Source organism: Pseudomonas nunensis (genome assembly GCF_024296925.1).
Classification (GTDB): domain Bacteria; phylum Pseudomonadota; class Gammaproteobacteria; order Pseudomonadales; family Pseudomonadaceae; genus Aquipseudomonas; species Aquipseudomonas nunensis.
This window is the reverse complement of the sequence record NZ_CP101125.1, coordinates 889,400-908,666: the sequence shown is the minus strand read 5'-3', so window position 1 is coordinate 908,666 and position 19,267 is coordinate 889,400. Positions and strand designations below refer to the sequence as shown.

18 protein-coding genes are annotated in these 19,267 nt (G+C 61.2%); 6 read left to right on the top strand and 12 right to left on the bottom strand.

The features are described 5' to 3' along the window. Positions 1 to 46 precede the first annotated feature (46 nt). Both NK667_RS04160 and NK667_RS04155 read left to right on the top strand, forming a co-directional pair. The gene (locus NK667_RS04160) at positions 47 to 1,531 is read left to right on the top strand and encodes a methyl-accepting chemotaxis protein (protein ID WP_054613920.1); all 1,485 of its coding nucleotides are present in this window, start codon (positions 47 to 49) and stop codon (positions 1,529 to 1,531) included. Positions 1,532 to 1,735: 204 nt separating this feature from the next. After that, positions 1,736 to 2,098 carry an Mpo1-like protein gene (locus tag NK667_RS04155; RefSeq protein WP_054051980.1) on the top strand — a complete coding sequence of 121 codons (363 nt, stop codon included), beginning with the start codon at positions 1,736 to 1,738 and terminating at the stop codon, positions 2,096 to 2,098. Position 2,099: 1 nt separating this feature from the next. Here the strand turns inward: NK667_RS04155 and NK667_RS04150 are convergent, their stop codons facing one another. The 3 genes from NK667_RS04150 to NK667_RS04140 form a co-directional block, all read right to left on the bottom strand. Continuing rightward, complete coding sequence (locus tag NK667_RS04150; protein WP_054613919.1) at positions 2,100 to 2,897, bottom strand: acyl-CoA thioesterase; 798 nt, start codon at positions 2,895 to 2,897, stop codon at positions 2,100 to 2,102. 233 nt (positions 2,898 to 3,130) lie between these two features. Next, entirely contained in the window at positions 3,131 to 3,898 is a 768-nt protein-coding gene (locus NK667_RS04145) for a CHAD domain-containing protein (protein WP_054613918.1), read from the bottom strand. 89 nt (positions 3,899 to 3,987) lie between these two features. Further along, positions 3,988 to 4,266: a hypothetical protein gene (locus NK667_RS04140; protein ID WP_054051974.1), complete on the bottom strand. Its 279-nt coding sequence runs from the start codon at positions 4,264 to 4,266 to the stop codon at positions 3,988 to 3,990. Between the two features lie 222 nt (positions 4,267 to 4,488). Here NK667_RS04140 and NK667_RS04135 point away from each other — a divergent pair, with 222 nt between their 5' ends. Next, a complete protein-coding gene (locus tag NK667_RS04135; RefSeq protein ID WP_054051972.1) occupies positions 4,489 to 5,526 on the top strand; it encodes a patatin-like phospholipase family protein in 1,038 nt (345 codons plus the stop codon). A 123-nt stretch (positions 5,527 to 5,649) separates the two neighbouring features. Here NK667_RS04135 and NK667_RS04130 read toward each other — a convergent pair whose 3' ends face one another. The 6 genes from NK667_RS04130 to kdpF form a co-directional block, all read right to left on the bottom strand. Further along, positions 5,650 to 6,348 (bottom strand): response regulator, encoded by a 699-nt coding sequence (locus tag NK667_RS04130; protein ID WP_054613917.1) that lies wholly within the window; start codon positions 6,346 to 6,348, stop codon positions 5,650 to 5,652. Between the two features lie 68 nt (positions 6,349 to 6,416). Next, the gene (locus tag NK667_RS04125) at positions 6,417 to 9,062 is read right to left on the bottom strand and encodes a sensor histidine kinase (RefSeq protein WP_054613916.1); all 2,646 of its coding nucleotides are present in this window, start codon (positions 9,060 to 9,062) and stop codon (positions 6,417 to 6,419) included. Between the two features lie 141 nt (positions 9,063 to 9,203). Next, a complete protein-coding gene (kdpC, locus tag NK667_RS04120) occupies positions 9,204 to 9,749 on the bottom strand; it encodes a potassium-transporting ATPase subunit KdpC (RefSeq protein ID WP_054613915.1) in 546 nt (181 codons plus the stop codon). Between the two features lie 214 nt (positions 9,750 to 9,963). After that, entirely contained in the window at positions 9,964 to 12,021 is a 2,058-nt protein-coding gene (gene kdpB, locus NK667_RS04115; protein ID WP_054613914.1) for a potassium-transporting ATPase subunit KdpB, read from the bottom strand. A gap of 10 nt (positions 12,022 to 12,031) precedes the next feature. Continuing rightward, the gene (gene kdpA / locus NK667_RS04110; protein ID WP_054613913.1) at positions 12,032 to 13,726 is read right to left on the bottom strand and encodes a potassium-transporting ATPase subunit KdpA; all 1,695 of its coding nucleotides are present in this window, start codon (positions 13,724 to 13,726) and stop codon (positions 12,032 to 12,034) included. Positions 13,727 to 13,734: 8 nt separating this feature from the next. Further along, positions 13,735 to 13,824: a K(+)-transporting ATPase subunit F gene (kdpF, locus tag NK667_RS04105; RefSeq protein WP_007899818.1), complete on the bottom strand. Its 90-nt coding sequence runs from the start codon at positions 13,822 to 13,824 to the stop codon at positions 13,735 to 13,737. Between the two features lie 406 nt (positions 13,825 to 14,230). On the opposite strand from kdpF, the gene eat reads away from it, so the two are divergent. From eat to NK667_RS04090, 3 genes are all read left to right on the top strand, one after another. Next, on the top strand, positions 14,231 to 15,595 hold the full coding sequence (eat, locus tag NK667_RS04100) for an ethanolamine permease (protein WP_054051961.1): 1,365 nt from the start codon (positions 14,231 to 14,233) through the stop codon (positions 15,593 to 15,595). A 124-nt stretch (positions 15,596 to 15,719) separates the two neighbouring features. Then, positions 15,720 to 15,887: a DUF2897 family protein gene (locus NK667_RS04095; protein WP_081744012.1), complete on the top strand. Its 168-nt coding sequence runs from the start codon at positions 15,720 to 15,722 to the stop codon at positions 15,885 to 15,887. Between the two features lie 131 nt (positions 15,888 to 16,018). After that, positions 16,019 to 16,576, top strand: a complete 558-nt coding sequence (locus NK667_RS04090; RefSeq protein ID WP_054051959.1) for a TetR/AcrR family transcriptional regulator — start codon at positions 16,019 to 16,021, stop codon at positions 16,574 to 16,576. Here NK667_RS04090 and fabF read toward each other — a convergent pair. From fabF to NK667_RS04075, 3 genes are all read right to left on the bottom strand, one after another. Continuing rightward, positions 16,573 to 17,847 (bottom strand): beta-ketoacyl-ACP synthase II, encoded by a 1,275-nt coding sequence (gene fabF / locus NK667_RS04085; RefSeq protein ID WP_054051957.1) that lies wholly within the window; start codon positions 17,845 to 17,847, stop codon positions 16,573 to 16,575. The genes NK667_RS04090 and fabF overlap by 4 nt on opposite strands. A 32-nt stretch (positions 17,848 to 17,879) precedes the next feature. Then, a complete protein-coding gene (locus NK667_RS04080) occupies positions 17,880 to 18,674 on the bottom strand; it encodes an SDR family NAD(P)-dependent oxidoreductase (protein ID WP_054613912.1) in 795 nt (264 codons plus the stop codon). Positions 18,675 to 18,864: 190 nt separating this feature from the next. Continuing rightward, positions 18,865 to 19,200, bottom strand: a complete 336-nt coding sequence (locus tag NK667_RS04075; protein ID WP_054051953.1) for a ComEA family DNA-binding protein — start codon at positions 19,198 to 19,200, stop codon at positions 18,865 to 18,867. Between the last annotated feature and the right edge of the window lie 67 nt (positions 19,201 to 19,267).

Genomic DNA, 19,267 nt, shown 5'->3' with positions numbered 1-19,267 from the left:
CTGGCACCTTGCCAATGCTGTTTCCGCTATCAGAGAAGACCTTCCTATGGGTGCCTGGCTTAGCAACATCTCGCTGAAATACAAATTCTGGGCGGTCAATGCGGTCGCCTTCGTCACTACCCTGCTGTTGGTGTTGTACGCCGTACAACTCGAACAGCAGGCCCGCAGCCACGCGTCCCAGGCGTCGGCCCAGGCACAGGCGCGTTTACTCAGCGCCTGGCCCGTCGGGCAGCCGCTGCCCAAGGCCGACAACGTGCTGACGTTCAGTCACGGCCAGGCACCACGGCTGAACGATCAACCAGTCCTTGAACTGACCGATACCAACAACGGTTGGATCGAGATCAATACCCTGCCGCTGTTCGGCGACAACCCGTTGATGGGGGCCGAGGTGTTCAGTCGCGCCGATGGCCAGCAAGTCGCGGTGATCGCCTACGGTCCAAGCCTGAGTCAGGTGCTCAGTGAGCGCTTCTTCAATTACGCGATGGCGGTGGCGATCCTGATGCTGGCGATGCTCGGCGCTTCGCAATTGCTGATCCGCTTCTTGCTCAGCCAGCTCAACACCTTGAAAGACGTGATGCTGCACGTCGAGAAAACCGGCGACCTGTCCGCCCGCGTGCCACTGGCTTGCAAGGATGAAGTCGGGCAGATGGCCAATGCGTTCAATGCGATGCAGGCCGGTTATCAGCGGGTGGTCAACACCGTCGCCAATACCGCCAAGCAGCTGGACGTCGGTGCGGCGCGATTGGCGGCGAGCATGAACGACGTGCGCCACGGCATGCTCGGTCAGCAAAGCGAAACCGATCAGGCCGCCACCGCGATCAATGAAATGACCGCCACGGTTTATCACATCGCCCAGCACGCCGGCGCCACCCGCGACCTTTCGCAAAGCGCCGACACCCTGGCCGGCAGTGGCCAGGAAGTGGTCAGCCGGGTGCAGAAGTCGATTGCCGGTTTGTCCAGCGGCGTGCAACAGACCGCCGAGATGATCCAGCGCCTGGCCGAGGACAGTCAGAAGATCAATGGCGTGGTCAGTGTGATTCACAGCATCGCCGAGCAAACCAATCTGCTGGCGCTCAACGCCGCCATCGAGGCTGCGCGGGCCGGGGAAATGGGCCGTGGTTTTGCGGTGGTGGCCGATGAAGTGCGCAACCTGGCCAAGCGTGTGCAAACTTCTACCGACGAAATCACCTTGATGGTTTCAGCCTTGCAGGCCGGGACGCGGGATGCCGTGGATTTCATGCAGGAAAGCTCGTTCAAGGCTGACGACTGCGTCCAGCAGGCTCAAGAGGCCGGCGCCGCACTGGCGCAAATCACCAGCGCGGTGGCGCAGATGCGTGAGAGCAACACGCAAATCGCCGTGGCTGCCGAGCAGCAGAGTCATGTGGCGGAGGAGATGAATCGCTCGGTGGTGAGCATTCGTGACGTGACCGAGAATACTGTGCAGCAGACCGTGGATTCGGCGAATACCAGTAATGAGTTGGCGACGTTGGCTGGGGAGTTAAGCAAGGCGATCGGGCAGTTGAAACTCTGAGGGACTCTTCGCGGGCAAGCCTCGCTCCTACAGTAGACCGCGATCCCCTGTAGGAGCGAGGCTTGCCCGCGAAGGCGTCCGCCCCGTCAACATCAATTTCTGTCATTACCCCTATCACTTCGATAGCCAACCTTGATTCGCCGCCCTCCAGCACCGCGCCTATTCTTCAAGCCTGTGTTCAACATGGATTTGAGGAGTTTCATCATGGGCAAACGTCACCCCAACCTTCCGGCCTGGCAATGGAAGTCCTACCCGCACAATCATCAGCACCCGACCAACCTGGCGATACACCTGATCGCGGTGCCGTTGTTCATCATCGGGTTTCTGTTGATAGTGTCCGGGGTGTTCAGCTTGAGCTTGCTGAATGTCGTGATCGGCGTGATTGGCGTCATCGCCGCGTTGGGCTTGCAGCGCCACGGTCACAGCCTGGAGGCGCAAGCCTCCGAGCCGTTCACTGATCGCAAAGATGCGATGTCACGCTTGCTGGTCGAGCAGTTCCTGACCTTCCCACGGTTTTTCCTCAGCGGCGGCTGGTGGCGCGCTTGGCGTAAGCGCCACCACCGGTGAGTCAGGCGAAGATCGTCACAGTCTGCCGGCTCATGGCGATCAACTGACCGTCAGCGCTCCACAGCTTCGCTGCCGCGTGGCCGTAGCCGTCACGGGCGAGTTCGATGTCCACCAGGTATTTGCACCAGTCCAGCGTGTTCAGCGCCAGCAGCGGCTGGACGAATTCGATGGTCCAGGTCAGCGTGCTGCCCGCCGCCGGTTTGTTCAGGTGCGGCAACAAGGCCGGCGGCCAGGCATCGACCAGCGCGAGAATGTAGGCCTCGCTCAGCGCTTCTTCCTTCACATCGCCGCGCAAGCGCACCCAACCGCCCATGTCCCGGGATTTATTCCCGGTGAACGGCAACCCGCCGACGCTCCAGCGCATCGCCAGATGTTTCATGAATTCCGGGGTCACGCCTTTGATGTAAGGCAGTTCCTGGCAATCGTCCCAGTGTTTCATCTCGGGTGCAGGCTGGGCCGCCACGGCCACTTCGGACGGTCGCGAGGCGCCGAAGCTGCCTTGGACCAACGTCACCACCTGACCTTTCTGCATTACCCGGCCCAGTACTTGGCTGACAGCCTTGCCTTCGCGCAAGACATCGACTTCAAAACTGACTGGCACATCCGGCTCGACCGGGCCGACAAAGGTGATCGCCAGCGAACGCACCGGACGATCCGCCGGGACTTTCGCGCGCATGGCTTCGTATTGCAACGCGGCGATCAGGCCACCAAAACTGGCCCGGCCCTGGCCCCATTCGGCAGGAATGGACAACGCCTGCGGTTGACTGCGCACAGCGTCAAGCAGATCGGAAAAGCGCATGGGAACCTCAAGAATGCGGGAAAAGAATGAAGGGATCTTAACCAGCCTGCGGAGGGGATACAGCGCTTATTCCGGACAAAGAGACTGACAGATAGGACGCAATTCCAAATCCAACATAGATCCCTTGTGGGAGCGGGCTTGCTCGCGAATGCGGTGTGTCAGTCAATACAGGTGGTGACTGACACACCGCATTCGCGAGCAAGCCCGCTCCCACATTGGATTTTGTGGTGTTCTCAGGATTTGAAGCAGGCCTTGCTGAGTTTATCGAGCACGCGGTCGGCGCGGCCTTCAGCCTTGGCCATGGTGATTTTCCAGACCGCCACACAAGGCAGTAAATCCGCCTCCTGTTCGGCCCGCAGCAACCACTGCCAGCAATCGTGCCAATCGCCCAACGCAGCCTGGGCCGATTTGAGCCGTGGCATCGCCGCTTTCGGCAGGCGATCCAGTTCGGGATAGGCCTCGATGCCATAGCGCACGCGCTTGATCAACAAACGCAAACGATGGCGATCATGGGCCGGATCGTGCAAAGCCTCATCCAGTTTTTTCCACTGCTTGGCCAGGCGCTTTTCGATACGTTGGCGCAAGCCCTTGAGCAGCCCCTGACGCTGGGAGGCCCGCAGGAAACGCGGAAAAGCGTCGAGGATCATCAGCAGTTGAATCACTTGCGGGCTGGTCGCAACGGTCGGATAAGCCACATCCATTTGCGCCATGCGCCGCTGCGCCGCCTCGGGTTGACCGTGCTGGAGCAAGTACGCCGCCAGCACTTCGCGATCGCGCAGCGGCGTGGTCAACTCACCGACCCCGGACGCCGCGCTTTCCAGTTGCTCGACCCCGGGCAAACCGCGCAACGGTCGCAACAGACTGCGCAAGCGCCGAACCGTGGTGCGCAAATCGTGCAGCGCCTCCGGATCGGTGCGAGCACTCAAGCGTGCCTGGCAGGCCAGCAGACGAACTTCAATGCTCAAGACCTGAGCCACCAACCGGTCAACCAAGGCAGACATCACTTGCTCCCTGAATCGAGTTTCCGTTATCGCGCTCAATCTCATCCTGCCTGCGGCGCATGCCGCAGGCATTGAGCTACATCATGCGCTTATCGACCGGCGCGCGACTCACGAATATAGAAACGCGCCTTTTCAGCTTTGCTGGTGCAGCCTTCATAGGCTTCGAATTGCTGCTGGGTCTTGGCGCCGGTCAACAGCGACAGGGCCTTGGAGTAACTGACGGTGCCGGCGAAACCTTCGGCCTTGGCCAGGTCCAGCTCATGCCAGGCCGCATCGATCTGGGTGCCGCAGCTGTCGCGGTAAGCAGTTTTGCCAGCACAACCGGCCAGAGCCAGGGCAATCAAAGGCACACAGATCCAGGCTTTCATCGATAACACCTCAAAGATAGATAAACAGTCGTGCAAGTAAGACGGTGCGCCGCGCAAAAAGTGCCTTGCACCGCCCGTACAAACTATAGCGCTCGCGAGCATACCCATCTGGCGCCATGCAGTGTCGAAAAAACGACGCCCCCGCCCCGGCAAACGACCTTACCGATTGAAGCGCGCCCCTCGATGGGTGCATTGTTGAACCTTGTCAGACGAGGGCGGTTAATGAAAAAGCGTGTCGCACTGGTGCTGGGCTCGGGTGGAGCCCGGGGCTACGCGCATATCGGTGTCATTGAAGAGATCGAACGGCGTGGCTACGACATCGCCTGCATCGCCGGTTGCTCCATGGGCGCCGTGGTCGGCGGGATTTATGCCGCCGGCAAACTCGACGAATATCGCAACTGGATCGAAAGTCTGGACTACCTTGATGTGTTGCGTCTGGTGGACGTGAGTTTTCGCCTGGGCGCCATTCGCGGCGAGAAAGTCTTCGGCCAGATTCGCAAGATCGTCGGCGAGATCAATATCGAAGACCTGCGCATTCCCTACACGGCGGTGGCTACCGACCTGACTAACCAGCAGGAAATCTGGTTCCAGGCCGGCTGCCTGCACCAGGCTATTCGCGCCTCAGCGGCGATTCCCAGCCTGTTCACACCGGTAATGCAGGGCAATCGCATGCTGGTGGATGGCGGTTTGCTCAACCCGTTGCCGATTGTGCCGGTGGTGTCGAGCCATTGTGATCTGATCATCGCGGTCAACCTCAACTCGACCAACCAGCGGCATTACCAATTACCGGTGATCGAGCGCCCAGCGGCGTTCAAGTCGCGGTTCAACAGCCTGATCAACTCGCTTGGCTCGAAGATGCCGTTCCGGCGCAAACAGGCCGAACAATTGTTGTTGCTGGAACAGGAGGCACTGAAGGCCGAAGCGGCGGAGATTAATCCGTGGATCGAATCCGCCGAACCCGAAGCCCAGCAACCGGCGGCCGCCCCGCAAGGTGAAGGCGCACCGAAATCCGCTACCGGTTCGTTCATCATCGACAACGTCGGGCCGGCGTCTTTGCTGGACCTGATCAATCAGAGTTTCGAGGTGATGCAGACCTCGTTGGCGCAGTACAAGATTGCCGGGTATCCACCGGACGTCCTGATCAACGTGCCAAAGCGGGTGTGCCGGTTTTTCGAGTTCTACAAGGCGCCGGAGTTGATCGCGTTGGGTCGGGAGATTGCGCGGGATACGATGGATCGGTATGAGAAAGAGCAGAGCTGACAACTCATGATTCTCGAGTGAATGAGAGGGCCTCTTCGCGGGCAAGCCTCGCTCCTACGGGCTTGCTTGACCTTGTAGGAGCGAGGCTTGCCCGCGAAGGCGTCCGACCAGACACCACAAAACCTAAATCCCACCCTCACTCAACAACCGATACCCCACCCCCGCCTCGGTCACGATAAACCGCGGCTGGGTCGGATCGTCCGCCAGTTTCTGGCGCAGATGCCCTACCACAATCCGCAGATAGTGGCTGTCTTCGGTATGGGTCGGCCCCCAGATGTCCTTGAGCAATTGCTGCTGGGTAATCACCCGCCCCGGATGCCGCGCCAGTTGCGCCAGCACCGCGTATTCCTTGCGGGTCAGCGCGACTTCGACGCCGTCGAGCAACACCCGGCGATACGCCAGATCCACAGTCAGCGGCCCGAACGTCAACGCCGCTTGCTGGGCTTCACCCGCCGGCGCCTGACGCAACAAGGCGCGCACCCGGGCAAGGAACTCCTGAATGCCGAACGGCTTGGTCACGTAGTCGTTGGCGCCGCCATCCAGCGCTTCAACTTTCTGCCCTTCGCTGGCCCGCACCGACAACACCAACACCGGCACCGTCGACCATTCGCGAAACTCGCGCAGCACTTGCTGGCCGTCCATGTCCGGCAAGCCGAGGTCGAGCACCAGCAGATCGGGTTTGTTCAGCGCCGCTTGCGCCAGGCCTTCGTTGCCAGTGCCGGCCTCCAGTACTTTGTAGCCCTGGGAGGCGAGGCTGATGCGCAGGAATTTGCGGATCTGCGGTTCGTCATCGATGACCAAGATGGTCGCGGTCTGGCTCATGAATTCACATCAACACAAAGAAGTGGCAAGAGAGTAGCGCAAGCATGATCAGGCTTCACTTTCGGCGCTTAATTTTCAAAGGCCGGCTGCGCCTGCAACGGCAAGTGCAACGTGATGCAGGTGCCGCGACCTTCGATGCCGTCGGCGACGCTGATCCGTCCGCCATGGGCACCGACCATGCCCTGACAGATCGCCAGGCCCAGCCCGGTACCCTGCCCGCCCCGATCACCGCGAGCGGCGGTGTAGAACATGTCAAAAATCTTCGAGCGTTCTTCTTCGGGAATCCCCGGACCTTCATCGCTCACCGAGAAAAACAGCTCGCTGTCATCGGCCCCGGCGCGCACTTGCAGGCGTCCGTGAGCGGGGGAAAACCGTGCAGCGTTTTCCATTACGTTGACCAGCGCCTGCTCGATCAGCGCCGCATGCACATAGAGCAGCGGCAACTCGGCCGGCACTTCGGTGCTGACCTGCAACGGCGCCAGCACCGCGCGCAGGCGATTGAGCGAACTGCCGACGATGTCGGCGGGCGACACCCAGTCCCGCGCCAGTTTCAGCGCGCCGTGACCGAGGCGGGTCATGTCCAGCAAGTTCTGGATGTAGCGGTCGAGGCGTTCGGCTTCATCGCGAGTGCCTTCGAGCAACTCGCGCCGATCCTCCAGCGGGATCGCTTCGCCGAGGGCCAGCAGACTGTCGATGCTGCCGCGCATGGAGGTCAACGGCGTGCGCAAATCGTGGGACACCGAGGCCAGCAGCGCACTGCGCAATTGCTCGGTTTCGCCGTGCAACCGCGCGGCTTCCAGGTCCTCGGCCAATTGCGCACGGGCCAACGCCTGGGCCAGCGGTTGGCTCAGGGCCGTCAACAAACGTCGACGCTGACCGCTCAAGGTCTGGCCTTCTTTGGCGCACACGCCGAGTAATCCCAGCGGTCCGTCCTCGACCGACAACGGCCACCACCACCAACGACCGAACGGCAGCGTGCCGGTGCCGGCGCCCGCCGGTTGATCGTGTTGCCAAGCCCAATCGGCGGCAGCGCGTTCGGCTTCAGAGAACTCCAGTGGGCCACCGGTCTCGACTTTCCAGCCGCCCTGCCCGTCACGATTGAGCAGGCACAATTGCAGATCGCTCCAGCCGTTCAAGTGTTGGGCGGCGGCGCTGACCACGGCCTGGCGATCGGTGGCGGCAGTGAGTTTGCGCGACAGATCGAGCAGTTCGGTGGTTTCTTCCTGGGTGTCGCGCAGGGCCTGTAACTGCCGACGCTGCCGCGCAGCGAGGTTGCCGGTGAGTGCTGCCATCAACAGGAAAAACAGCAAGGTCAGCACGTCTTCTTCGCGCTGGATGCTGAAAGAAAAATTCGGCGGAATGAACAGAAAGTCGTAGGTCAGAAACGACAGCGCCGCACAGGCCAGCGCCGGGCCGAGGCTGCTGCGCACCGCCACCAGCAACACGGCAGCGAGGAACACCAGGGAGATATTCGGCAGCGGCAAGACACTCGCCACGGCCCAGGCCAACGCACTCGCCAACAGTGTCGCCACCACCGCCAGTGCGTAATCGAACCAGACCAGTGAATGTGTCGAACGCTGGCGTGGCTGATGCTCTTCGTGATCGCTGTCGAGGACGTTGATTTCCAGCCCTCGGGCATCGCGCAGCAAGCGCGAGGCCAGACCACCGCCGAACAAACGCCGCCGCAAGCGCTGGCGAGACTGCCCGACCAACACCAGGCTGGCGCGGCGTTCGGCGGCGTGCTGGATCAGGGTTTTCGCCACCTCGCCGGCGCGCAACAAAACGACTTCGCCACCGAGGCGTTCGGCCAGTTGCTGGGCACTTTGCAGGCGCAGACGCGATTGCTCGTCGCGCACACTGCCGTTGTCCACATGCACCAGGCTCCACGGCAAATGCCGACGCTGGGCGACGCGGCTGGCATGGCGCACCAGGCGCTCGGCCTGGGCATCGCCGTCGACCCCGACCAACAAGCGACCGCGCACGGCTGGCGCTGCCTGACCGAGCTGGCGATAACCCTGGGCCAAATCATCATCGACCTGGGCCGCAGCGGTTTGCATGGCCATTTCGCGCAGGGCAGTGAGGTTGGTCTGGGTGAAAAACGCATCGATCGCCGCCCGCGCCTGTTCCGGCACGTAGACTTTGCCGTCACGCAAACGCTCCAGCAATTCCCGAGGCGGCAGGTCGATCAGCAGCAGTTCGTAGGCTTCTTGCAGGACCCAGTCCGGCAGGGTTTCGCGGACCTGCACGCCGGTGATGCCGCGCACTTGATCATTGAGGCTTTCCAGGTGCTGGACGTTGACCGTGGTGTACACGTCGATGCCGGCGGCGAGCAGTTCTTGAATGTCTTGCCAACGCTTGGCGTGACGACTGCCAGGGGCGTTGCTGTGGGCCAGTTCGTCGACCAGCACCAGTTTCGGCTTGGCTGCGAGCAGGCCGTCGAGGTCCATTTCTTCAAGCATCACGCCGCGGTATTCCGAGCGCACCAGCGGTTGTTGCGGCAAGCCTCCGAGCAGAGCTTCGGTTTCGGCGCGACCGTGGGTTTCGACCACGCCGGCAATGACTTTCACGCCCTGGCGCAGTTGGGTGTGGGCGGCTTGCAGCATGGCGTAGGTCTTGCCGACACCGGGCGCGGCGCCAAGGAACACCTTGAGCCGGCCACGGCCATCGCGGGGCAGGTCTGCTAACAATGCGTCGGCGCGGCCGGAATCGCTCATGCTTGGGAATCTCTTTTTCCAGTTATTGTGGTGGTGATTGTGCGGCCGCCATCGCGAGCAAGCTCGCTCCCACATGGGATGTGTGGGCGCTGAAGATCCCCTGTGGGAGCGAGCTTGCTCGCGATTAGCGGCGCCACCGATCTACAACTTTTCCAGCGCGATATTCAACGCCAACACATTAACCACCGGCGGCCCCACCAGCGGCTGCTCGATATTCGCGTTCAGCAGTTGCTGAAGCGTCGACACCGGCACATTACGCGCCGCCGCAACACGCGCCAGTTGATAGGCAATCGCCGCCGGTGGCAAGTGTGGATCAAGGCCGCTGCCGGAGGTGGTCAACATCGCCAACGGCACCGGGCCCTGGCCTGGCACGATCAGTTTATTGGCATCGTCGATCACTCGAGTAGCCAACGCCGGGTTGCTCGGCGAAAGGTTACTGGCGCTGCTCGACACGGTGGCAAATGCACCGGCTGATGGCCGTGGATGGAACCAGGCGTCACCGACGAAATCCTGGGCAATCAGCGACGAGCCACGGACCTTGCCGTCGGCGTCGCGCACCAGGCTGCCGTTGGCTTGGTTCGGGAACGCGACTTGCGCAACGCCAGTGACCACCAAGGGGTAGGCGACGCCGGTGATCAGGGTCATCAGCACCAGCAGGCTCAGGGCCGGACGTATCATTGTGGACATTTCGAAATCCTCGAATTCATTGAATACAGACACAGACTTGGAAACAAACCCCAACCTGTGGCGAGGGGGCTTGCCCCCGTTCGATTGCGAAGCAGCCCCATAACCTGCAATCTCATTTCTTCAGGCATACCGCATGCATCGGTTTGGCGACTGCTTCGCAATCGAACGGGGGCAAGCCCCCTCGCCACAAAAGCCCGCACCACCCGATAGCTCGTTAAACCAAATGCAACGCCGTCAACAGCATGTCGATTGCCTTGATGCCCACGAACGGCACCAGAATCCCGCCCAAGCCGTAGATCAACAGGTTGCGTCGCAACAACGCCGCCGCACTCGCCGCTTGCACTCGCACACCGCGCAACGCCAGTGGAATCAGCACCACGATGATCAAGGCGTTGAACACAATCGCCGAAAGGATCGCGCTCTGCGGGCTGCTCAGGTGCATGACGTTGAGCACGCCGAGTTGCGGGTAGATCGAGGCGAACAGTGCTGGCAGGATCGCGAAGTATTTGGCCACGTCGTTGGCGATGGAAAAGGTCGTCAGCGCGCCGCGAGTCACCAGCAATTCCTTGCCGATCTGCACCACGTCCAGCAGCTTGGTCGGATCGCTGTCGAGGTCGACCATGTTCGCCGCCTCGCGTGCCGCTTGCGTGCCGTCGTTCATCGCCATGCCGACGTCTGCCTGGGCCAGGGCCGGGGCGTCGTTGGCACCGTCACCGCACATGGCAACCAGGCGACCGTCGTTCTGCTCGTGGCGAATGCGCGCCAGTTTTTTCTCCGGGGTGGCTTCGGCCAGCACGTCATCCACGCCAGCTTCCGCAGCAATCGCCGCCGCAGTCAGCGGGTTGTCGCCGGTCACCATGACCGTACGAATCCCCAGTTTGCGCAGCTCGGCGAAACGTTCGCGAATGCCCGGCTTGACCACGTCCTTGAGGTGAATTGCGCCAAGCAGTTTGCCGTCGGCGCAGACCAACAATGGAGTGCCGCCGCTCTGGGCGATCTTGTCGATTTCCCGGGACAGGGACGCTGCCAGGTCGGCACGCTTCAGACCGACGAAGGCCAGCAGCGAATCCACCGCGCCTTTGCGGTACACGCGGCCCTGATAGTCGACACCGGACAGGCGGGTTTCGGCGCTGAACGGCACGGCGGTCAGCAACTCGGCGGACGGCTCGGGCTGCGGATGAGTCCCGCGCAGGTACTCGACAATGGATTTACCTTCAGCGGTATCGTCGGCCAGCGAAGCCAACAACGCACCCTCGGCCAGTTCTTTCGCGTTGACGCCTGGCGCTGCATAGACGGCGGTGCAACGACGGTTACCGAAAGTGATGGTGCCGGTCTTGTCCAGCAGCAGGACGTGCACGTCCCCCGCCGCTTCCACCGCGCGACCGGATTTGGCGATCACGTTCAGCCGCACCAGGCGATCCATCCCGGCGATCCCGATGGCCGACAACAAACCACCAATCGTGGTCGGGATCAGCGTGACCAATAACGCCACCAGGAACACCAGCGGCAAGCTGCCATTGGCGAAGTGGGCGAACGGTTGCAGGGTCACGACCACCAGCAGGAAGATCAGGGTCAGGCCGATCAGCAGGATGTCGAGCGCCACTTCATTAGGCGTTTTCTGCCGTTTGGCGCCTTCGACCAACGCAATCATACGATCCAGGGTTGATTCGCCCGGGTTGGCGGTGATGCGCACCAGCAGCCAGTCGGACACCAGCCGGGTGTTGCCGGTGACGGCCGAACGGTCGCCGCCGGATTCGCGAATCACCGGCGCGGATTCACCGGTAATCGCCGCTTCGTTGACTGCCGCGATGCCCTCGATCACCTCGCCGTCACCGGGAATCATTTCCCCGGCTTCGACGCGCACCACATCGTCCTTGCGCAGGCTGGTGGCGGGCACCACCTGGAAGGTGCCGTTGGAGGTCCGACGGCGGGCGCTCAAACCTTCGCTGCCCGCCTTGAGGCTGTCGGCGCGGGCCTTGCCGCGACCTTCGGCCAGGGCTTCGGCAAAGTTGGCGAACAGCACGGTGAACCACAGCCACAACGCGATTTGCGCGGCGACGAAGGTCGGCACGGCGCTGTCGGGAATGAAGCACAGCACGGTGGTCAGCACGGCGGTCAGTTCGACCACCAGCATCACCGGCGCGCGCTGCAATTGCCGAGGGTCGAGCTTGACGAAGGCTTGCACCAGCGCCGGACGCCACAGGGCCGAGATCGCGGTTTTCGGTTGTTCCGGGGCTTTGACAGGCGCCGGTTTAGTTGCGGGCATATTCATCATTGACTCCTTAGAAGCCCATGCTCAGATGTTCAGCGATTGGGCCCAGCGCCAGGGTCGGCAAAAAGGTCAGGCCGCCCACCAGCAAAATGGTCACGGTCAACAAGGTCACGAACAGCGGGCCATGGGTCGGGAAGCTGTTCTGGCCGATCGGTGCGGTTTTCTTCATCGCCAGGCTGCCGGCCAACGCCAGAACCGGGAGGATGTAACCGAAGCGACCGATCAACATGCCCAGCCCCAGCATCAGGTTGTGGAACGGGGTATTGGCACTCATACCGCCGAACGCCGAGCCGTTGTTGGCACTGGCCGAGGTGTAGGCGTACAGCAACTGGCTGAAACCATGCGGCCCGGGGTTACTGATGGCTCCGGCCGGGCCGGGCAAACTCGCCGCAATCGCGCCGAGCACCAGCACGCCAACCGGCATTACCAGCAAGGTCACCACCAGCAGTTGCACTTCCCTGGCCTGCAGTTTCTTGCCGAGGTATTCAGGAGTGCGGCCGATCATCAGGCCGGCGAGGAACACCGCGATCAAAACGTTGAGCAACATGCCGTAGAGCCCGGCACCAACGCCGCCGAAGATCACTTCGCCGACCATCATGTTGACCAGCGCAACCATGCCGCTTAGCGGGTTAAGGCTGTCGTGCATGCCGTTGACCGAACCGTTGGACGCCGCCGTCGTGGTCACCGACCACAGCACAGTCGCCGTCGTACCGAAGCGCGCTTCCTTGCCTTCCAGCGGTGCGGTCTGTTCGACGGCAGCGTTGGCCAGGGTCGGGTTCGGTTGGTACTCGGCCCACAGCGACGTCGCGCCGCCGATCAGGAACAGCGCGAACATGCAGGCCACAATCGCGCGACTCTGACGCAGGTCCTTCACGTAGTGGCCGAAGGTGAACACCAGGGCCACCGGGATCAGGATGATCGAGGCCATCTCAAACAGGTTGCTCCACGCCGTCGGGTTCTCGAACGGATGCGCCGAGTTGACGCCGAAGAAGCCACCGCCGTTGGTGCCCAGTTGCTTGATCGCAATCTGGCTGGCAGCCGGGCCGAGCGGAATGACCTGATCGACACCTTGCATGGTTACCGCATTCACGTACTGCGCGAAAGTTTGCGGTACGCCCTGCCAGACCAGGTACAGCGCCAGCAGCAGGCACAGCGGCAGCAGGCCGTAGAGGGTAGCGCGGGTCATGTCAACCCAGAAGTTGCCCAGGCTCTTGGTCGACTTGCGACCGATACCACGGCACAAGGCAACCAGCACGGCGAGGCCGGTGGCGGCACTGACGAAGTTCTGCACGGTGAGGCCGACCATCTGACTCAGGTAGCTCAGGGACGCTTCACCGCTGTAGGCCTGCCAGTTGGTGTTGGTCATGAAGCTGACGGCGGTGTTGAACGCCAGCGTCCACTCCTGGCCCGGCAGGTTTTGCGGGTTGAGCGGCAAGTGATCCTGGAACAACAGGATCGCGAACAACAGCAAGAAACCCGCGAGGTTGAAGGCGAGCAAGGCCAGGGTGTATTTCTGCCAGCTCTGTTCGGCCTGCGGATCCACGCCGGCCACCCGATAACAGCCGCGCTCGACCGGGCCGAGGATCGGCGACAACCACGTGCGCTGGCCTTCCATGACCTTGTAGTAGAAACGCCCAAGGAACGGTGCCGGGATCAGCACCACGGCGAAGAAGGCCAGGATCAGCCAATAGTCATAACTGTGCATAGCCGCTCCTAGTTCCGGTCCGCGCGCAACAGCGCAACCAACAGATAAATGAACAGCCCCACTGCCAATAGCAGTGACACCCCGTCCAGAACGCTCATGGAAGTTCTCCGTGTTACGGCGTATTGCCGCGTGTGGAGTCATTGTCGGAAACAAGGCTGTAAAGGAACGAGAGCGAGGGGTGTGGCGGGGCATAAAGAAAGCGTAAAGAGTGGGTTTATGGCGGCGTTACAGCGAGGTTTTGCGGTGCATGGACCGGCCTCTTCGCGAGCAAGCCCGCTCCCACATTGGTTTTGCGTCGTTCACAAATCCCCTGTAGGAGCGGGCTTGCTCGCGAAGGCGGCATAACGGGCGGCACTGCTCCCAACTGGCGCACAAAATGCGCGCATCCCGCCGCGATCATCCCCGATACGACAGCTTTAACCGCTTTACGACGCCAAAATACAAAATGGCACGCCCACTGCAATGCCCTCCCCCGAGCTTTCCAAACCGTTCAGGGAGCAACGCATGAACACACAACTCAAACCCACGCTGGGCACGCTGCACCTGTGGGGCATCGCGGTCGGGCTGGTGATTTCCGGTGAGTACTTCGGCTGGAGTTATGGCTGGGGTGTAGCGGGCACATTGGGCTTTCTGGTGACCTCGTTCATGGTCGCCACCATGTACACCTGCTTCATCTTCAGTTTCACCGAGCTGACCACCGCGATTCCCCATGCCGGCGGTCCGTTTGCCTATAGCCGCCGCGCCTTTGGCGAGAAAGGTGGATTGATCGCCGGGCTGGCGACGCTGATCGAATTCGTCTTCGCCCCGCCGGCCATCGCACTGGCGATTGGCGCTTATCTGAATGTGCAGTTTCCGGCGCTCGATCCGAAGCACGCGGCGGTCGGCGCCTACATCGTGTTCATGGGCCTGAACATCCTCGGGGTGAAACTCGCGGCCACCTTCGAGTTGATCGTCTGCGTATTGGCCGTGGCCGAGCTGCTAGTGTTCATGGGCGTGGTCGCCCCGGCGTTCAGTTTCAGTAACTTCGCCCTGAATGGCTGGGCCGGTTCCGATGTGTTCGGCGCACCGGCGATTGCCGGGATGTTCGCGGCGATCCCGTTCGCGATCTGGTTTTTCCTCGCTATCGAAGGCGCAGCCATGGCGGCCGAGGAAGCCAAGGACCCGAAACGCACGATTCCGAAGGCTTATATCAGCGGCATCCTGACCCTGGTGCTACTGGCCATGGGCGTGATGTTCTTTGCCGGCGGCGTTGGTGACTGGCGCACCCTGTCGAACATCAACGATCCGCTGCCGCAAGCGATGAAAACTGTGGTCGGTGAAAGCTCCGGCTGGTTGCACATGCTGGTGTGGATCGGCCTGTTCGGCCTGGTGGCGAGTTTCCACGGGATCATCCTTGGCTATTCACGGCAGTTCTTTGCCCTCGCCCGGGCCGGTTACCTGCCGAAATCCCTGGCCAAGTTGTCGCGCTTCCAGACGCCGCACCGGGCGATCATCGCTGGTGGCCTGATCGGTATCGCCGCTATCTATAGCGACGGTTTGATCAACCTCGGCGGCATGACGCTGACGGCGGCGATGATCACCATGGCGGTGTTCGGCGCGATCGTGATGTACATCATGAGCATGCTCAGCCTGTTCAAATTGCGTAAAACCGAGCCGAACCTGGAACGCACCTTCCGTGCGCCGTGCTATCCGCTGGTGCCGATGATTGCGCTGGTGCTGGCGGTGGTGTGCCTGGTGGCGATGGCCTGGTTCAACGCGTTGATCGGGTTGATCTTCCTCGGTTTCATGGCGGTGGGTTTCGTGTACTTCATGCTGACCGCGCAACTGCGGGCCGATGCGCCGGCGGATGCGATGTTGACCGGGCTTTAAACAGCGCAGCTGTTGCTGGCATATCAGGCATAGAATGGAACCACTGCGAAAATTAATCGCTCAAAGTGGTATGCACGATCGGTTGGCGAACTCCGCCAACCGGCCTGCCCTCAAGGAGAGCCCTATGCCCTGGTATGCCTGGTTGATTCTGGTCGTTGCAATCGGCTCGATCGTTGGCGGTTTGATGATGTTGCGAGACACCGCCACCAAGGTCGATCTGACCGAAGAGCAACGTAAACGCGTCGCCGAACGCAATGCGGAAATGGATGCCAAGGAAGCGCAGGACCGCTGACAAAAAACCCCGCCATCAAGGCGGGGTTTATTTTTTGTGGTTCGACGCATCTGCATGCTTTTTAGGAGTAGAAGTACAGTCACCATCCAACATTCATTGGTTAAGATGGCGCATTGTCGCGGAGATTAGAGATGCGTTACTCGCAGGACCATAAAGCCCAGACCCACCAACGCATTATCAAGGAAGCGTCAGCACGCTTTCGCCGCGACGGAATCGGTGCGACCGGCTTGCAACCTTTGATGAAAGCGCTGGGGCTGACCCACGGCGGCTTTTATTCACACTTCAAATCCAAGGACGAACTGGTGGAAAAGGCCTTGGTGGCCGCTGGCGAGCAAGTCGAAGGCGTTTGCGCCGAGCTGTTCGCTTCCGAGCGTCCACTGGATGCGTTCATCGACACTTACTTATCCGAATGGCACAAGACATCCCCACACGAGGGCTGTCCCCTGCCGACCATGTCGTCGGAACTCGGGTTGCGCGGGCAAGCGAGCCCCACCAGCGATGCAGTGCTTAACGCGCGACTGGAACAGGTGCAAGGCACCCTTGAAGGGGAAAACGCCGCCGAACGCAGCATCGTCATCATGTCGACGCTGGTCGGGGCGCTTTTACTATCACGCAGTGTCGAGAACGCTGAACTGGCCCAGCGAATTCTCGACGTCACTCGCAATCACCTCAAGCAATCCAGCGACTAGCCCTGCCAACGCTTGAACAGCACGCTGGCATTCACCCCGCCGAAGCCGAAGCCGTTGGACAGGGCGTATTCGATCGGCATCGACCGCGCTTCGCCATGGACGATATCCACGCCTTCGGCTGCCGGGTCCGGCGTTTCGAAATTGAGGGTCGCAGGCACGATCTGATCGCGGATGGCCAACAGCGTGAAGATCGCCTCGATCCCGCCGGCGGCGCCGAGCAGATGCCCGGTGGCAGACTTGGTCGAGGTCACGGCAATCTTGTTGTCCGTCCCGAACAATGACTTGATCGCCGCCAACTCACCCAGATCTCCGACCGGCGTCGAGGTGGCGTGAGCATTCAGATGCTGGACCTGCGCCGGCGAAATTCCCGCCTGCGCCAACGCCAGCGACATCGCCCGTCGGGCCCCGCTGCCGTCCTCGGGGCCGGCGGTCAGGTGATAGGCATCGGCACTGGTGCCGTAGCCGACCAGTTCCGCGATGGGCTGGGCTCCACGGGCCAGCGCATGTTCCAGGGATTCGATGACCAGTAGACCGGAACCCTCCCCCATCACAAAGCCGTCGCGATCACTGTCGAACGGCCGCGAAGCGCGCTCCGGCGTGTCGTTGAAACCGCTGGACAAGGCGCGGGCCGCGGCAAAACCGGCCAGGCTGACACGATCAATTGACGCCTCTGCCCCGCCGCACACGGCAATATCGGCCTCGCCACAGCGAATGAGCCGCGCCGCATCACCGATCGCCTGAACGCCAGCCGCACACGCGGTGACCGGTGCGCCCAATGGACCTTTGAAACCATGTTGGATCGACACGTGGCCGGCCGCGAGATTGACCAGGAACGATGGAATGGTGAACGGCGACAAACGTCGCGGACCGCGAGTGTCGGTGGTGCGCACTGCATCGGCGATTGCGCCGAATCCACCCACGCCAGAACCGATGATGGTGGCCGTCCTTTCCTGGGCATTGGCGTCCAGCGCTTTCCAACCGGACTGCTCCAGCGCCTGACGTGCAGCCTCCATGGCAAACATAATGAAACGGTCCATCTTCTTCTGTTCTTTGGGCGCGATTGCCCGATCTGGATCGAAACCGGCTTCCGCATCTTCGGTTGCGCTCGGTACGGCGCCACCGACCTTGGCCGGCAAATCCGCCACGACGTCAGCCGGCAACGCTCGCAGTCCGGAGCGCCCGGCCAGCAGGCGCGCCCAGACAGCTTCGACGCCCGTGCCCAGCGGCGACACAATGCCCATGCCCGTTACAACTACTCGACGATCACTCATACCGCAATTACCTCAAGCCGATTCATGGCGCCTCACTTGTAACGCGTGGCGGCCTTACTTTTGGAAAGATTCGGTGCCAATACCAGACGCGCCGCTACAAAGGCATCCCAATCGGCAGCGTCGGGCAACGAAGGAATCGTAATCAACTCGCCTTGGTCCAGACCCGACAGCGCCGCGTCGACCATTTCCCCGGCCTCCATGATCATTTCCGCCGGGATGCCGCTGGCGTCGATACCGGAACGCTCCCAGATTTCCGTGCGTGTCACCCCAGGCAACACCGCTTGGACCTGGACCCCGGTGCCGTTCAATTCGGCATTCAACGATTGGGTCAGACTCAGAACATACGCCTTGCTGGCGCTATACGTCGCGTTGAACCGCTCAGGGAACAAGGCGACGACCGACGCAATATTGATGATCGTGCCCCGCCCGGCCTTGGCAAAACTGGCCGCTGCCGCCGACGCCAGGCGAGTAACGCTGGTGACGTTGAGCTGTATCAGGCGCTCCAGTTGGTCCATATCAGCATTGGCCAGCAAACCATCTGATGCGACGCCGGCGTTGTTGAGTAGCAGGGTGATACTCGAATCACTTCGCAGGCGTTGTTCAAGCTTCAGCACCTCATCCTTTTGCGTCAGGTCTGCCTTGAGCACTTCAACTTGAACGCCGTGCTCGTCGCGCAGCTTACTCGCCGCCGCTTCCAGTCGCTGCTCATCGCGAGCCACCAACAACAGATCAAAACCACGCGCCGCCAATCGCTCGGCGTAAATTGCGCCGATACCGGATGAAGCGCCGGTGACGAGAGCTGTACCTTGAGACTTGGCAGAATTCATGACAGTGCTCCTGAAAATGCTTGAGGGAAAGCGAGCGCCAAAGCGCTTCAGCTTTTTATTATAGGCATAATTCAATTGCCATATGATAGCCGTAATTTTTTATTTGCTGACGAAAGGTCGCGCGTCGGCGCTGGCGTCCAGAACGTAAAAAGGCCGGTCAATGACCGGCCTCTTGGCGTAGCTCTAAAGCTTAGTTCACTTCGAGCTTATCGCGATTCCTGTCCAGAATCGCTTTGCCGATCCCTTTCACTTCCAGCAACTCATCCACCGATGCAAACGGCCCATTAGTGTCACGATATGCAACAATCGCCTTGGCCTTGGCTTCGCCGACACCTGCCAGCTCACGCTGCAGCGTCGGAGCATCGGCACCATTCAGATCTATTTTTTCACCTTGTGCCTTGGCGGTAACGTCCATTACCAGCGGCGCATTGACAGCCTCAGGCTTGCTCGCAGGCGCAGCAATGGCGGCAATAGAGGCGCTGGTGAGCAGGGCAAAAACCAGGGAGGAGAAATAACCTGTACGCATAAGTGAAGCTCCATGAACATCGATTGAGAAAGCAGCTTTTCCGAAGCTGCTCTACCAACTTAGGCGA